This is a genomic window from Tigheibacillus halophilus, from assembly GCF_042683165.1.
GTDB lineage: Bacteria > Bacillota > Bacilli > Bacillales > Amphibacillaceae > Tigheibacillus > Tigheibacillus halophilus.
This window is the reverse complement of sequence record NZ_JBHUIZ010000003.1, coordinates 340,430-355,912: the sequence shown is the minus strand read 5'-3', so window position 1 is coordinate 355,912 and position 15,483 is coordinate 340,430. Positions and strand designations below refer to the sequence as shown.

Below are 15,483 nucleotides of genomic sequence, written 5' to 3'. Positions count from 1 at the left end.
ACCTTTATTTAGAAAAAGAAAATATGTAACTTTGCCTCCTGTTCTACCTATCAATATGAAGTAGAAGGGTCCCCACAAATGGGAGGGCCCTTTTTCTTGGACTTATTCAAAAATCCCGTTGTTTTTGAAACAATTTCAGTTCTTTACTGATAACCTATTCAGTTTGATGTCATTTTTTTATTATGCATTAAGAATAGTAATGTTTCTTCAAGGCCTTTTTTGAAGGGAGTAGCTGGTACGGGGCCAATACGTTTTTCATATTTTTCCCCATTCAAAACAAATCCTTCTTTAGTAAGGTACATAATCTCCACCACTTCTCTCATAAACGGATCAAAAAACCCGATGAAACCAATAGCACTTTTATTTAGAGGGATAATCATCTTATGATTTCCAGTTACCTTACGGGCTATCTGAATAATTTCCTTCCCTGATATCATTCCTCCACCAGGTATATTCCAATTTTCTCCATAAGCATCGTCTTTTTCTGCGATATTTACAATCATCTTAGCTGCATCTGGTAAATATACATATTCCCGTGCCGTACTCATATTGCCAATAAAAATTGAAATCTTTTTAGCAGCCATCCCTTCTAACGTGGGCTGCAAATAGGAATTCTGGGAAGTAGCGCCATAATAATCCGGCAATCTTACAATTAATGCTTCTGCATTCTTCCATTTGTTACTAAATATTAATTTCTCAAATTCCACTCGTAATTTACCTTTTTTCGTATGTGGCTGTTTTGGATGATTTTCATCCCCTTTTGCGACTTGATGCCCGTAAACATAGATCCCATCTACAATAACAATCTTTGTCTTCAGCGTATCTGCTGCTTTCATTACACTTTCTCCAAGTAAATGAAGCTTTGCCTCCATCTCTTGATATTTAACGTTAGCACATTGGAATATAACGTCTGCGTCTTTTGCTGCGGCAATAATAGTTCGGTAATCAAATATATCGCCCAGTTGGTATGACAACCGTTGATCAAAATTGTGGTTCTCCATTAATGTTTTCAATTTACTTTCAGAACGCCCGAAAGCAATGACCTCTGCTTGTCTTTCCAGTAATTCCGAAACAATAGCCTGCCCAGTTCCACCAGTTGCTCCTAATACTATGGCAGTTTTCATCATCTCATCCCCTTTCAATTAGTGATTAATCAATAAATAAACTTGAGTGAAAAAACCGATGATAATTCGTCATCGGCTCTGTTCATCGTCAATAAGTTCAGGTAAATCCATAAAAAAGGAAATGTTACAGAGTATTCCCCTTGCCAAGAAGGTCGTGACTTCCCGATTCGCATTTGGAATTCCTGCAGCATGAAATCTTTCCAGCGTATAACTTTTAATACGGGATAAGCCTCTCCTCATAGATTGTTGTACTGCCTCTTCTGTCACTGAAAAACCTATGACCTGTAATGAAATTTCATTGGGGTTTGATTCAGACAATTCTTCATATGCGGCAACCATATTGGTGACCAGATGGTCTGGGGCAGCCTCTACATTTTCAAAAGTTTGAAGGATTCGTTCAAATGCTCTATCTAACGCTGCAATAAACAACTCTTCTTTTGTTTTAAAAAATTTAAAGACATAAGGTTGAGATATGCCCGCTTTTTCTGCAATGAGCGCAGTAGTTGTATTATAATAACCTCTTTTCGCAAAAACTTCCAAACCCGCCTCGAGAATGTCTTCTTTACGATTTTCCTTTTTTGGTCTAACCATGCATAAACACCTGCTCACAGTTAATTATTGATTGATCAATTACATAATAACTGACTCTAATATCTAATTCAAGTGTTATACTTTAAATTTTTAGGGAAAAGCTTGTAAAATGAAAAGGATTTTATTATTTGCTGAGGCGTCATGACCCCCCGCCATAGAAACTTCCCCAAACGCTTTTATTTTTTATAATTGATGGACCCCCTTAATTTCCATAAATTGGAACGAATAATATCTTTGTCAGACCGCACATTGAATCGTCCCCGCGATCCCCTCGTGTGGTCTGTCTATTTGTATATTAAAAGCGCCAAGTTAACTGGCAGGCATGGAAATCCTGGGACAGAAGCACATTAAATACCTGTATCTTAAAGGGAGCCACATATAATCATGAAAAAGAAATTTGGAAAGTAAGGATATATTTTTTTGCTTCGTTTACAACTATCTGATTTTTAATATTAATTTTCCTTTTGCTTTTCCTGACTCTGAATATTCCATCGCTTTTTGGGCGTCTTCAAAAGGAAATACGCTATCAATTATAGGTTTTATCTTACCAGTCTCAACAAAATTTGCGATTATACGCAATTGCTCTCCACTTGGCTTCATAAACAAAAATGTATATTGAACATTATGCTTTCTTTCAAGCGCAGTAACTTTATGACTTGCCGCTGAAAACAACAACGTTTTTAAAAATCCGGAACCATATTCTTTACCAAAACGAGCATTCGGTAATCCCGAAACGGAAACAATTTTTCCGCCACTTTTTATCACTTTAAACGATTTTTCGAGTGCCCTGCCCCCAAGTGTATCAAATGCCGCATCATAGTTTTTCAATATCTCTTCAAATTTTTCTGTTTTGTAATTTATAATTTCATCTGCACCAAGAGATTTAACTAAATTTGTACCAGCTTCACTGGCAGTCGTAGCGACAGTGGCACCCATTAATTTGGCCAGTTGAATAGCGAAGGTACCGACACCACCCGCCCCAGCTTGAATGAGAATTTTTTGCCCCTTTTGTAGTTGCAAAATGTCTTTTAAGGCTTGGTAAGATGTTAGCCCAACCAGCGGGATCGATGCTGCTTCTGGAAAACTCAAATTTTTAGGTTTTAAGGCGATATCATTTTCATGAATAGCAATGTATTCAGCAAAAGTACCGATTCTACTCTTACGTGGGCGTCCGTATATGTCGTCACCAACTTTAAAACGAGTCACTTTTGCACCAACCTTCGCCACAACACCAGAAAAGTCATTTCCTAAGATAAGAGGCATTTTATATTTGATTAACAATTTCACTTTCCCATCGCGTATCTTAAAATCAACAGGGTTAATACTAGCTGCATGAATTTCTGCGAGTACCTCATATTCACCAATTTCAGGTGTGGCTACTTCTGCCAAACGCATTGGAACTTTCCCATACCGATCAATCACCATTGCTCTCATAGTCTATACCTCCAGATAATGTATGTTTACACGCCATCAATTCAATAAAAATTCTGCATAAACTTATCAATATCCAATACAAGCGTCCTTAATAAACCTAATTCTGTACGTACATTAATATAATAAAAGTTTTTTGTCCCTTCCTTACGCATTAAAATAACACCAGCATCTCGTAAGACCTTCAGATGATGGGATACAGCAGGACGAGAAAGATGTGTTTGTTCAGTGATTTCACCCACACGCAATCCTGTTTGGCAATCCGTCCCCATCAGAACTAGCAAGATCGATTGACGGGTTTCATCACCAATTGCCAATAGTACTTTTTGGCAATTCATAAAATCCTCTTTGATCATTTTTAGTTGGTCCTGTTTATTCATTCAGTAAAACACCTCCAACGATTAGTTTAATCGTTTAATTTGATGAACCTAGTTACTGAATACAACAATATACGATTGTTATGTTAGGTGCAATATGGAGAAAGCAAATCGAGACGAATATATATTAGAGCGAAGAATCCTCATTAACCTTACAGTGGGCTGAAGAATTGCACTGCCATCTTTATTCAAGTCTAATAGATAGCGTCACAGTGGATCATGCTCTTATGTGAGGCACGGTGAAGGGCATCTTATATTTGGAGTACGTTCTAAAAAATCATTTAATTTTTATTTTGCGGGATACTTTATTCGTCATTTGTACAGTAGTATATATCTTTAAGGAAGATTATATTGTCTTTAAGTTCTTCTAATTCAGCATTTTTCGTAATACCCTCGAAAAACCCATGAGCAACACTAGCACCCTTTATAATTTCTTGTAAAAAAGGATTCTTTTGTAAAGCATAACTTTTTGAAGTTCCTTTTGCATAAGATCGGTCGTGCACTGTTAAAATAAAAAAATCACTCTTTTTATCCATGCTAAGTTCGTACGGAGAATCGAATATAAAAGTTAAGCGCTCGGCGCCTTCACAGCAACTTCGAGTCAGGGCCAGTAATTCAACCCAAGTGGAAATGACGTCAGCAGTTTCATGTTCCAAATCTAAAATAGGTGTTTCTCCGTTGCGCAATAAAACGACCCCTGGAACGAATCCAGTATGGTTATCCTTCAAATGGGACTCCGTATACTTTTTTGCATTAATATTGCTGAGCGATACAATATATTTTTCTGGACGCCTCGTATAATCACTGGGTAAATCATCATCCAACAGTAACGTTGAAATGAGCGTATTTGTATGTACAGTAATCATTATGTGAAGCCCTCCTTTTTGAGTTTATCTCTTCAAATATGCTGAAAACAACTACTGCAAGAATTAAGTGCCAAATGGGTCGGTACCGCCTTAGCAAGGGCTCTTTTTATTATTAAACAATTGTGCGCTTTAATAGAATAAATGGGATATATCTCAATCTCAACATGACTGAATTGCCGTTGAACTGACACCCCATTTGTCTATGGCATTCGGCCAAATAAATTTATTTAAAACAAAAATAAAAAGCCCTTCCGTTACGGAAGAACTTTTTATCATAAATTAAGATTTAACAACGTTAGTTGCTTGTGGTCCACGGTTACCTTCTTCGATATCGAAAGAGACATGTTGACCTTCTTCTAAAGTTTTGAAACCATCGCCTTGAATTGCTGAGAAGTGTACGAATACATCGTCTCCACCTTCAACTTCGATGAAACCGAAACCTTTGTCTGCGTTAAACCATTTAACTGAACCTGTGTTCATATGAAATTCCTCCATTGTGCATAGAAGCACGTTTATTCCTTTGGTTGTTCTGATAATAATTCAAGACGATGATAAACATTTTAAGTTATGACATAGATCCTGTATTGCTAACACGAACAATTAAGTAACTTTAGTATAACATATATCAATTTAAAAAGATACTGTTCTTTTTGCATTCACAGAAATTCCTCTTATACGATTATTGCAACCAACAACGCAAGCCCCGATGTTCTTTCAATTGCTTGCATAAATGTACATGACCATACATATTCATTTCATGCTTATAATGGCGCTTTGTACGTGTTTCCATGATGTAAGATGGGTCAGCATTTAGAGAGAACGCGCTAATTTTCCAAAAGAGCAGCTGTGGGAAATGGAACAGCATTTTTCCCCTTGTGCCACGAAAACGGTGAACCCTCCCATCCATCAAGTATTGCACCTGATGGAAACGTTTTTCGAAACATCGATAAGTGTTTGGGGAAAATATTTTCAAATTGTTATTGACTTATAAGCAAAATCTGCCTATAATAAATTGTGTTGGACAACTACATACGATTCCGTAGCTCAGCTGGGAGAGCGCTACCTTGACAGGGTAGAGGTCGTTGGTTCGAGCCCAATCGGAATCATCTTGATATAAAGCGACTCTTGAACATTTCAGGAGTCGCTTTATTGGTCTATGAAGATTTTTTTGCCCACATTGTTAACAAGTGGTTATCAATACTGCCCCCCTAAATGTTTCTAGTCTCGAATCAATCTTTTGGTATCACCTTTAAAATTAGCTTATAATTAATAACAAATGAAAGGTCCTGCTGACAACTTGGGGGGTTCCGCGTGAAACATGTGCTTGCTTTTTTGCGTCCATATAGATTACACATGACCATCGCATTCAGTCTGACGATGGTCGAATTGCTCGTTGAGCTACTTCTGCCCTTCTTTCTTGGGAAAATGATTGATGCCGGGGTCGTCCATCAGGATATCAATAATATTCTGATGTGGGGCAGCATCATGATCGGGATGGCGTTTCTTGCGTTTATCGCCGGTATCATCAATTCCTTCTATGCATCACACACAAGCTATGGTTTTTCGTATGACATTCGGAAAAAATTATTTGAAAAGGTGCAATCTTTTTCTGTAGCCAATTTGAATATGTTTCCTACTTCCGGCCTTGTTACACGATTTACCAATGATGTCCGACAAGTGCAAAATACGATTTTCATGGTGTTGCGCATCATGTCTAAGGCTCCGCTGCTTGTTATCGGCGGTGTCGTCATGGCTTTCATCGTCAATGTGAAGCTTGCATCCATTTTTATTATCACGGTACCTTTATTGATTATATTTTTGTTATGGATATTCAAGAAAGCATCCGGTTATTTTGATAACCTCCAGCATAAAGTTGATAACGTCAACATGGTAATGCAGGAAAATTTGGCTGGCATGCGCCTGATCAAGGCATTTTTCCGGCGTAACCATGAAGAAAAACGATTTGTAAAAGCCAATCGGCAACTGGCAGACGTCACGAGCCATACGGTCCGTTTTGTGGAATCTTCTATGCCTGTGTTGCTTTTTATCATGAATGTAAGCTTGCTGTTCATCTTATGGTTTGGGCACAAGCAATCCATAGCAGGAACAATTGCTGTTGGTGACGTGGTAGCTGTCATTAACTATGCAATGCGTGTATCGATGTCCATTTCCATGTTCACCTTTATCATTATGGGATTTTCTCGGGCCAAGGCATCTGCAGAACGAATCAACCACGTGCTCAGCTCGAATAGGGATATACTGGATGCAGAATATGCCGACGAAAAGCTACATATTCAACATGGACAAATTGCGTTTCATCATGTGACATTTGCTTATTCCAAATCAACCAAACACGTGCTGCATGACTTGAGCTTTACCATCGAAGGAAAAGAAAAAATTGCTATTATCGGTGCGACTGGCGCCGGTAAGACATCACTTTTTCAATTGATCCCCCATTTATATGAGCCAATGAAGGGAATCATTGAAATTGATGATAAACAAATTAACGATTTTAAATTGAAGCATTTACGCAGGGCAATTGGGTATGTACCACAATCTCCCCTCTTGTTCACCGGCAGCGTAGCAGATAATATTGCGTGGGGGAAAAACTTTGCCAGCAAAGAAGAAATTATACAAGCTGCCAAGGATGCTCAAATTCATGAAACGATTCTTGAACTGCCTAACCAGTATGAAACCCGAATCGGGCAAAAGGGAGTCAATTTGTCGGGTGGGCAAAAGCAGCGTATTTCGATTGCACGTGCACTGATCCGCAAGCCCAAAATACTGATGCTTGATGACAGTACAAGCGCATTGGACCTTACAACAGAATCGAGACTCTTAAAAGCTATCGAAAAATACCATTGTACGACATTGATCATTACACAAAAAGTTTCAACGGCCATTCGCTCAGACAGGATATTTCTGTTAGATGAAGGCAAGCTGAGTGCTCAGGGCACACATGAACAGTTACTGGAAAAATCACCGCTTTATCGAGAGATAGCTGCCTCACAGCTGGGAGAGGAGCATATGCATGCTGAGTGATAAACTGAAAGCGCCCTTTCAATACGACAAAATTGCTGTAGAAGAAATTGCTGTGCAGAAAAAACGCGCAAAAGACACCAAGGGAACGGTCAAACGCCTGAGTGGATATTTAACCAAACAAAAGGGCTGGCTTACATTGGTAATACTTATGGTTATCAGCAGTACAGTACTTGGATTGTTGGGACCCTATTTAATCGGAAGCGCTATAGACCAATTTATCGTGACAAAAGAAACGAAAGGTCTCGCTGTTTTGATCATTTGGCTGATTTCCATCTATTTGGGCAATTCGCTAGCCATTTTCTTACAGAACTATTGGATGGTAGGCATTGCTCAGAACACAGTGTATACATTGCGGGAGCAACTGTTCAAACAATTCCACCTTCTTCCAATCGCTTATTTTGACAAGCGACAACATGGTGAATTGATGAGTCGCGTAACCAATGATATCGACAATGTCAATAACACTTTGAATCAGTCGGTCATCCAAATTATTTCCAGTGTGCTTACATTAGTCGGAACGCTTGCTGTCATGCTTACGCTTAGCCCGCTGCTGACACTTGTCACAGCGGTCATCATCCCTGTCATGCTTGTGTCCATCCGTTGGATCACAAATCGGACGGGTCCATTATTCAAACTGTTGCAAAGCCACATTGGAGAGATGAACGGTTACGTAGAAGAAATTGTTTCCGGCCAGCACGTTGTCAAGGCATTTTCTCAAGAAGACCGGGTGTTGAGTGAATTTGACGAACGCAACAGCCGTTTACGCCATGCAGGCTTCTGGGCCCAAACCATCTCGGGGTGTATTCCCAAGGTGATGAATATGCTCAATTTCTTAAGTTTCGGGCTGATTGCTCTGGTCGGCGGTTTGTTGGCCATTAAAGGTATTGTAACGGTCGGGATCATTGTCATTTTCACCGAATACGCCAGACAGTTCACCAGACCCCTGAATGAACTGTCCAACCAATTCAACATCCTTCTCTCTGCTATCGCAGGTGCGGAACGTGTTTTTCAAGTCATTGATGAAACTCAGGAAGAAACCGACGAAACGAACGCGATGGAAATGACAAAAACGAATGGCAAAATTGAATTTGAGAATGTTGGATTTGCATATGAAAAAACTCCGATTTTAAAAGGTATCAGCTTTACCGCTCATCCAGGTGAATCAATTGCCTTTGTCGGACACACTGGTGCTGGAAAAACAACCATCATCAATCTGATTGCCCGATTCTACAATTATGATTCGGGAAAAATAACGCTTGATGGCAGGGATTTAAAACAAATCACAAGGAAAAGCTTGCGCAGCCACCTTGGTTTTGTGCTCCAGGATTCTTTTCTTTTCCACGACACAGTAAGGGAGAATATTCGTTATGGCCGATTGCATGCGACGGATAAGGAAGTAATCAATGCAGCAAAACAAGCTAATGCCCATCATTTCATCATGCAGCTGCCAAAAGGTTATGATACAGTTTTAGATCAGGAAAACAGCGGAATCAGCCAGGGACAGCGGCAGCTTCTGGCAATTGCAAGAGCTTTTATCGCCGAGCCAGAAATACTGATTTTAGATGAAGCGACGAGCAATATTGATACCATAACGGAATTGCATATCCAGGAAGCATTGCAAAAATTGATGGTTGGCAGAACAAGTTTCATTATCGCTCACAGATTGAACACGATCCAGCAGGCAGATAAAATTATCATGATGGCCCACGGAAAGATAGTGGAACAAGGCAGCCATCAAGAATTACTGGAAAGAAAAGGCGATTATTATGAACTTTACCATAGCCAGCTCCAGGAATCGGCAGGATAACATAAAACACACAATAACCGAACAAAGCGTGATGCCAAACAAGGTGGTTTGGCATCACGCTTTGTTAATTCTGCTCGGGATCGCCTCCCTCACTTCTTCAAAGCATCTATAAATGAAATACATTTTTCGGCGATCAATGCTTTATCATGATCAAGCGTGGCCACATGATAACTATTATCAAGCATAATCAAAGCACGATTTTTAGATTGAATCGAATCAAAGATATCCCTGGAATTCTCCGGAGGAACGACATGATCCTCCACGGACGAGAAAACCATTGCAGGTGCAGTGATTTTACCTAGATCTTTTTTCACCATTTCAGTTAGTTTGATGATTTCTCCCATCGATCTCACTGGTGTTTTTTCGTAAGCCAATTCTTTGATCCCGCGCTGCTTAATATCTGAACCGATTCCTGCAATGAATCTTGTATTTGTATCTTTCAACTGTTCATACTGCAGCTTCAGCTCCGGCATCTCTACGGCTGCGTTGATTGGCATGATTCCTCTGATATCAGGATGATTTTCAGCCAGATATAATGTTAATGTACCACCCATAGAAAGACCCGTTATAAAAATCAGATCACATGTATTTTTCAATTTTTGCAGACCATTTTCCACGGAATCAATCCAATCCTGATGGGTAGCTTTTTCCATATCCTCTGGAGCAGTACCATGACCCTTTAACCTTGGTCCATATACAGTGAATCCCTGGTTCGCAAATTGCTCGCCTAAGTAGCGCATGCTTTGCGTTGAGCCGGTAAAACCATGAATGACAAGGACACCGATATGATTACCTTTAAAATAAAACGCTTCTGCTTCCTCCATTACCTGAAAATCTGACATTGCCATCCTCCTCCAAATGTTCTGTCTATCTACTTTCATTCTATCAGAAATTTACGATTGATTCTCGAATAATCCCATTTGCTGACCACGTTACAACATTGAGGCCTGCCCCCGGCAGTGCATTTTTTGTCATTTCATGGTACGATTTTCATAAATAACTTCTTCCCGTCAGGTGTACCGTGTTTCCCAAGTGGGAAAGTTGTATTAGAGGTGAATCTTTTGCGCAGAAAAGGTAAAATGACAGAACATAAGATAGACAGTGTCTATTTAAAGGAGACTATGACACTGAAAATCTACCAATCAGAAAATTATTCAAGCCTATATAAACAAAATTTATGCATCATGCAGGATGGCAACGATTACTATCAGCTTGGAAGAGCAGCAACCTTCAGTGACAGGCTGCATGAAGCTCGAAAAATGGAAAACACTGTTTTCGCCGGAATTCACTACAAAGATAAATTTGACCGCAGAAAAAAATACCATCCCGATGGTGCGGAACAAAATAACTATGTTAAATTTTTGGCAAAGGAGGTCGTTCCCTTCCTGGATGATCTGCTCCCCACCTACTTAATGGGGCAGACACGCGCGCTATTGGGAGATTCGCTCGCGGGAACCATCGCATTGATGACAGCCCTGAAGTATCCACACACATTCGGAAAAATCATTATGCAGTCTCCCTATGTCGATGAAAAAGTGTTGCAAGCCGTAAAGGATGCACCTGCGATGGATGGTCTGAAAATTTATCATACGATCGGTACCGCTGAAACAGATGTGACAATGACAGATAACAAGCGTGCTGATTTTCTTGCTTCAAACAGACGGCTGCACGATGCGCTTCAAGCGAAGAATACCAGCTATTACTATCGTGAATTGCCTGAGGGCGAGCACACTTGGAAATATTGGCAAAATGACTTATCAAATGCACTGACTACCATGTTTGGGTCAGACTGATTTGAATTTTTTGAAACAGTTCGATAAATATTACTGCAAGAACGGTTCTTTTTGTTATAATAGTAAGTACCAATCATGCTTTTAAATATATTTATTTTACAGATCAAATGATTTCATTAAAAACAGGAGGTAAACAAAAATGAAATATGGTATCGCATATTTTCCAAGCAAGCAAATCCAAGATGAAGTAAATTCATACAGAAAACGCTATGATTCCCATTATGCGCTGATTCCTCCACATCTTACTTTAAAGGAAAGCTTCACAGCAGATGATGCTGAGATTGAGAGCCTGATTCCCGAATTGAAGAAAATCGCCAATGAGACGGACCCATTCAATATCACCATCAATAAGGTCAGTTCTTTCGCACCGATTTCTAATACAATATACTTGAAGATCAACCCGTCACCAGAATTGCAAACACTGTTTGATAAGCTGCATAGCGGTAAATTTTCCGATGATGCAGATCATCCATTTGTGCCGCATATCACGTTAGCGCAGGATCTGGTCGACCAAGAGTACTCTGATGTATTTGGAAGTTTGAAGATGAAAAAATATGATCTTGGTGATGAAGTCGATCGTTTCCAATTATTGTATCAACTGGACAACGGTTCGTGGACAGTATATGAAACGTTCGTATTCGGGAAGGAATTCGTATGAACATCATCAAAGTAACGTCCGAAGCTGAACTGAAACAGGCTTTCGACATCCGCATGAAGGTTTTTGTTGAAGAACAACATGTGTCTCCTGAAATCGAATTGGATGAATTCGATCAGACGGCCACTCACTTCATCGGGGTGGAAGATGACGTAACTGTCGCTGCAGGCAGATTCCGCATCATTGGCGACCACGGTAAACTAGAACGTATCTGTGTCCACAAAGATTACAGGAATCAGTCTCTTGGCAAACAAATGATTGCTGCAATGGAAAAAGAACTTGCTAACCAGCATATTCATAAAGCAGAGCTGCATGCGCAAACCCATGCACTCGGCTTTTATAAGAAGCTCGGATATAAAGTTGTTTCAGAGGAATTTATGGACGCAGGCATTCCACATGTTTCCATGGTAAAAGAACTTTCCACTAAACAAGCTGAATCAGCATGTTAAATTCTGCACATCTTACTAAATGAAGAATCTGCCATATTTGGCCGGATTCTTTTTTTCTTTGTCTCGGTTCCCTGTTGCGAATGACTGGCTCTGATTTGGGCAGTCTAATCGTAGTGAGTCAGGAGGAGAGTGAAATTAGAAGTGATAATGAAATATGTTTTTATGTTCATTGATTCTGTTTTCGGTTTCATCGCGCTTTTCGTTTTAACAAAGGTATTGGGAAAAACACATATGTCACAGCTTACTCCGTTTGATTTCATTTCTGCTGTCGTATTAGGGGAACTTGTCGGGACCGCCCTGTTTGATAAAAACAGTGGGATCACTGAAATCGCATTTCTTGTATTAATTTGGGGCGGAATGCTCTACATAGTGGAAATCATCACAATGAAATTTAAAGGGACGCGTTCTTTTCTGGAAGGACGACCTTCTATACTCATCCATAATGGAAATATCATTTTTGAAGAACTGAAAAGAAACCGCGTCGATATCGATCAACTCCAGCATATGCTGCGCAATAAAGATGTTTTTTCCGTACAAGAAGTCGAGTATGCAATTTTGGAAACGAACGGCCAGCTTTCCATTTTGAAAAAGGCACCGTATCAAACCCCGAATAAAAAGGATTTGAATGTCTATCCAGATCCTGTATTTTTGCCATCAACCATTATCTCAGATGGTGAAATCATTCACGATACACTTAGGGAAAAAAATCTGACCGAAGAATGGCTGTATCAGGAATTGCAGCGCCAAAATTTCTCCAACGTAGAGGATGTATTGTACGCGGAGTACACTGAAAACAAGAAATTATATGTTCAGCCTTACGTTGAGCAAGCTAAACGTGATGATTCAGATTAAACTATTCCGCTAAAATGAATTCCTTTCCCTGTAAACTGAGCATATGACTGGCTGATCTGCTGATTATGCCGGTCAAGTGCCTCAGAATGGTTTTTCCTTTGTTCAGGGACTGCACCCTTCACCTCTTCATATTGTGTTTCTAATATTGTTTTGAAGGGCTTTTCGATAGGATATTTGTCTTTTGTTCTGTTGCTGATACACTGTTGATAATTTTCATATTGTTCAAAACGGATCGGCAATATATAGCCCATGTCTTCTCCTCCATCCTGCTTTATTTATATAATTCGAAAGTTACAAATACTTTTTGGCTGTCGCTTTGCAAAAAAAATTTCCTATTCTTGTTTACCCTTTTATCGTGAAAATGAAACTATCCTTCGAATTTTTTTTCCAAGTCCCGCATGAAATCCGCAACGCCGCCTGTTTCCTTCAAAAAATCCGTATGCCATTCCCCCATGTTTTTTTCCAGTTCATTGATATTTTTCTCATGGCGATCAAACATTTCTTCGTGCTTTTGAAGTTGGCGTTCCAAGTTTTCCATTCTCTTTTGCAACGGCAACGATTTTTTGCTATTTTCTCCTGCCATTTTTGCAGATAACCTCCCTATCCATATGAGTCACTAAACTCATACTGTTAGCACTGACTCTCCAGTTCATCCTTTCATAGTGATAGCCTCTACATAAAAAGCAGCTGATTGGCAGCTGCTTTGCGAATGATCATGCAGAAGCTTTTCAGAGGCTTATCTCAGCCAAAATGGACGATGCGGTTCTGCCTGGCCGTTTCCAGCATCCATCACTTGATTTTGGTCATTCAGTTCTTCTGTTGAACCAGATTCCTTAAGCTCCGCTTCCCTAAACGGCTTTGGCCTGAATACAGCATCATTAAGGAATGGGTTATACCGTCTTCGTATAGGTTGATTTGTGTCATCTTCTATTTCAGCAGCTTCTTCTTTCTTTCTTGATCCAAAGAAAAATGAATCCCCTCTATGCACTCTGGATCCCTCCAGGAAAATTTGGTCAGCATAAATGGTCAGCTTATCAACATGCACTTCTTTCTTTTCTTGGTCCTGTTCGGACATTTTTCTCACCTCTGTTCATTTTATTCTTTAACATACTATGAACATTAGGTCATTCGTGTATAGACATCAGCCCTGGCAGATCGTTCCTTTTGCGTAGACGAATATTTCATAAACATCAACGCCTGCCCACACCATCATTTACTCTGTACATAGTCTAGTAGGGACAGATAAGTCAATAAACATTTGAAAGGGGAATTCATTCATGGGTTGCGGATGTGAAAAAGGAGAAATCTCACCATCAGGAAGCTGTGTAGTCGACATCGTACAGGAAATCGTCGATGCACAAAATGATGTTGTAGAAAATTGCTGTACGACTAGCTGTGAACAATCCATCAACGATTTACTGGGAGAAACAGAACCAGGGAACGGGTTGGACACTGTTCCGATCATTTTGTACTGTAAAGATGGCTGCAAACCATTTCAAGGTTATGGGGCTCTTCCAGACGCGGATACACCTAGCGGGCTTGATTGTCTTGTATCAAGCTTTGTATTCCGTGCAAAAAAAGTGCTTGCAGATGACTGCGCCGTTTTGGAATTGATTGCCTGCCCAGGAGAAGATTGCGGATTCAAAAGCCCATGCGAGCAAAACACGACTGATTTGGAAGCAACCGGTATCTGTATCACGGTGAACTTGCGCTGCTTCTGCCATATAACTTGCTTGCCTGCCATCTCGTTGTTCAATAACTAATTTTCAACAAGAAATACCTTCATTGGGAAGAAAAGTCATAGATAATCAGGCGTTTTTTCCCAATGAAAATAGCACCATTGAAAAGGAGTTTCCTGCTTTCAATGGTGTTTTCTTTTTATCAAAAGCCCAGCATGCGAATATCCTTGATCTCCTCAAAGGGGATTTTCACTAATTTACGATTTACTTGCATATACACGATTGCTTCCGCATAATCCGTAATAATGCCTCGGTACGTTCTACCTGGCGTTTCAACCGCACACCTCATTTTGGGGATCATATGTGTTGTTGATTTTGTCAATCTCCCTATTTTTTCCTCCAGGGTCATATCCTGAAAACTTGGTTTTTCTTCCATTGGTGCGGGGTTTTCTGTTTCAGCTTGCTGCATTACTTCTTTATTCTCTGCACTGGTTTCGTTTTGTTCCAACGTGACTGGCTTTCTCTTGCTAGTCCGTTTGGTAACAGATTTATCCTGAGCTGATTGTGGCAGCGTATTCTGTTCTTGCTTACGCGCCGACTTTCGGGAAGTTTGATAGGAATGCTGCATCTTCGCTTTCGGGCTGCTAATGGATGGCTGTTGTATATACATTAAAGGCTTTCGTGCAAACTTGTTTTTTTTACCAGACATAAGCGCTCTCTCCTTTGTTCCGCTGTTCAACATATTATATGAACCCAAGAACAAAATGTGTTCGGCTTTGCCACGGCTGATCACTCAGTTTTAGTAAATTTCCCTTGC

Annotated in this window: 18 protein-coding genes and 1 tRNA gene; 8 read left to right on the top strand and 11 right to left on the bottom strand. The window is 39.9% G+C overall.

Annotated elements, in window-relative coordinates:
* Window positions 1–158: 158 nt before the first annotated feature.
* The 6 genes from ACFSMW_RS02280 to cspD all read right to left on the bottom strand — a co-directional run bounded on the left by ACFSMW_RS02280 (window position 159) and on the right by cspD (window position 4,869).
* Complete coding sequence (locus ACFSMW_RS02280; RefSeq protein WP_390352656.1) at window positions 159–1,124, bottom strand: SDR family NAD(P)-dependent oxidoreductase; 966 nt, start codon at window positions 1,122–1,124, stop codon at window positions 159–161.
* Between the two features lie 69 nt (window positions 1,125–1,193).
* Window positions 1,194–1,715, bottom strand: a complete 522-nt coding sequence (locus tag ACFSMW_RS02275; RefSeq protein WP_390352654.1) for a TetR/AcrR family transcriptional regulator — start codon at window positions 1,713–1,715, stop codon at window positions 1,194–1,196.
* Between the two features lie 435 nt (window positions 1,716–2,150).
* The gene (locus ACFSMW_RS02270; RefSeq protein ID WP_390352652.1) at window positions 2,151–3,149 is read right to left on the bottom strand and encodes an NADP-dependent oxidoreductase; all 999 of its coding nucleotides are present in this window, start codon (window positions 3,147–3,149) and stop codon (window positions 2,151–2,153) included.
* A gap of 41 nt (window positions 3,150–3,190) precedes the next feature.
* On the bottom strand, window positions 3,191–3,526 hold the full coding sequence (locus tag ACFSMW_RS02265; protein WP_390352651.1) for an ArsR/SmtB family transcription factor: 336 nt from the start codon (window positions 3,524–3,526) through the stop codon (window positions 3,191–3,193).
* 302 nt (window positions 3,527–3,828) lie between these two features.
* Complete coding sequence (locus ACFSMW_RS02260; protein ID WP_390352650.1) at window positions 3,829–4,389, bottom strand: hypothetical protein; 561 nt, start codon at window positions 4,387–4,389, stop codon at window positions 3,829–3,831.
* A 279-nt stretch (window positions 4,390–4,668) separates the two neighbouring features.
* Window positions 4,669–4,869: a cold-shock protein CspD gene (gene cspD / locus ACFSMW_RS02255; protein WP_390352648.1), complete on the bottom strand. Its 201-nt coding sequence runs from the start codon at window positions 4,867–4,869 to the stop codon at window positions 4,669–4,671.
* A gap of 553 nt (window positions 4,870–5,422) precedes the next feature.
* Between cspD and ACFSMW_RS02250 the strand changes: the two genes are divergently transcribed.
* The 3 genes from ACFSMW_RS02250 to ACFSMW_RS02240 all read left to right on the top strand — a co-directional run bounded on the left by ACFSMW_RS02250 (window position 5,423) and on the right by ACFSMW_RS02240 (window position 9,238).
* A tRNA-Val gene (locus tag ACFSMW_RS02250) sits at window positions 5,423–5,495 on the top strand.
* Window positions 5,496–5,700: 205 nt separating this feature from the next.
* On the top strand, window positions 5,701–7,431 hold the full coding sequence (locus tag ACFSMW_RS02245) for an ABC transporter ATP-binding protein (protein WP_390352646.1): 1,731 nt from the start codon (window positions 5,701–5,703) through the stop codon (window positions 7,429–7,431).
* Window positions 7,421–9,238, top strand: a complete 1,818-nt coding sequence (locus ACFSMW_RS02240; protein ID WP_390352644.1) for an ABC transporter ATP-binding protein — start codon at window positions 7,421–7,423, stop codon at window positions 9,236–9,238. Before ACFSMW_RS02245 ends, ACFSMW_RS02240 begins: the two co-directional genes overlap by 11 nt.
* An 89-nt stretch (window positions 9,239–9,327) precedes the next feature.
* On the opposite strand, the gene ACFSMW_RS02235 is transcribed toward ACFSMW_RS02240, so the two are convergent.
* Window positions 9,328–10,080: an alpha/beta hydrolase gene (locus ACFSMW_RS02235; RefSeq protein WP_390352642.1), complete on the bottom strand. Its 753-nt coding sequence runs from the start codon at window positions 10,078–10,080 to the stop codon at window positions 9,328–9,330.
* A gap of 219 nt (window positions 10,081–10,299) precedes the next feature.
* Between ACFSMW_RS02235 and ACFSMW_RS02230 the strand changes: the two genes are divergently transcribed.
* From ACFSMW_RS02230 to ACFSMW_RS02215, 4 genes are all read left to right on the top strand, one after another.
* Window positions 10,300–11,031, top strand: coding sequence for an alpha/beta hydrolase (locus tag ACFSMW_RS02230; RefSeq protein ID WP_390352640.1), 732 nt, complete (start codon window positions 10,300–10,302; stop codon window positions 11,029–11,031).
* A gap of 139 nt (window positions 11,032–11,170) precedes the next feature.
* Window positions 11,171–11,689, top strand: coding sequence for a YjcG family protein (locus ACFSMW_RS02225; RefSeq protein ID WP_390352638.1), 519 nt, complete (start codon window positions 11,171–11,173; stop codon window positions 11,687–11,689).
* Window positions 11,686–12,135, top strand: a complete 450-nt coding sequence (locus ACFSMW_RS02220) for a GNAT family N-acetyltransferase (RefSeq protein WP_390352637.1) — start codon at window positions 11,686–11,688, stop codon at window positions 12,133–12,135. Before ACFSMW_RS02225 ends, ACFSMW_RS02220 begins: the two co-directional genes overlap by 4 nt.
* A gap of 129 nt (window positions 12,136–12,264) precedes the next feature.
* Entirely contained in the window at window positions 12,265–12,987 is a 723-nt protein-coding gene (locus ACFSMW_RS02215; RefSeq protein WP_390352635.1) for a DUF421 domain-containing protein, read from the top strand.
* On the opposite strand, the gene ACFSMW_RS02210 is transcribed toward ACFSMW_RS02215, so the two are convergent.
* From ACFSMW_RS02210 to ACFSMW_RS02200, 3 genes are all read right to left on the bottom strand, one after another.
* On the bottom strand, window positions 12,984–13,238 hold the full coding sequence (locus ACFSMW_RS02210; RefSeq protein ID WP_390352633.1) for a hypothetical protein: 255 nt from the start codon (window positions 13,236–13,238) through the stop codon (window positions 12,984–12,986). The genes ACFSMW_RS02215 and ACFSMW_RS02210 overlap by 4 nt on opposite strands.
* 116 nt (window positions 13,239–13,354) lie before the next feature.
* Window positions 13,355–13,570 (bottom strand): hypothetical protein, encoded by a 216-nt coding sequence (locus tag ACFSMW_RS02205; RefSeq protein ID WP_390352631.1) that lies wholly within the window; start codon window positions 13,568–13,570, stop codon window positions 13,355–13,357.
* 153 nt (window positions 13,571–13,723) lie between these two features.
* Window positions 13,724–14,062, bottom strand: a complete 339-nt coding sequence (locus ACFSMW_RS02200) for a hypothetical protein (protein WP_390352630.1) — start codon at window positions 14,060–14,062, stop codon at window positions 13,724–13,726.
* Between the two features lie 202 nt (window positions 14,063–14,264).
* On the opposite strand from ACFSMW_RS02200, the gene ACFSMW_RS02195 reads away from it, so the two are divergent.
* Window positions 14,265–14,750 carry a CotY/CotZ family spore coat protein gene (locus ACFSMW_RS02195; RefSeq protein ID WP_390352629.1) on the top strand — a complete coding sequence of 162 codons (486 nt, stop codon included), beginning with the start codon at window positions 14,265–14,267 and terminating at the stop codon, window positions 14,748–14,750.
* A 118-nt stretch (window positions 14,751–14,868) separates the two neighbouring features.
* Here the strand turns inward: ACFSMW_RS02195 and ACFSMW_RS02190 are convergent, their stop codons facing one another.
* Entirely contained in the window at window positions 14,869–15,375 is a 507-nt protein-coding gene (locus ACFSMW_RS02190; protein ID WP_390352628.1) for a CotO family spore coat protein, read from the bottom strand.
* Between the last annotated feature and the right edge of the window lie 108 nt (window positions 15,376–15,483).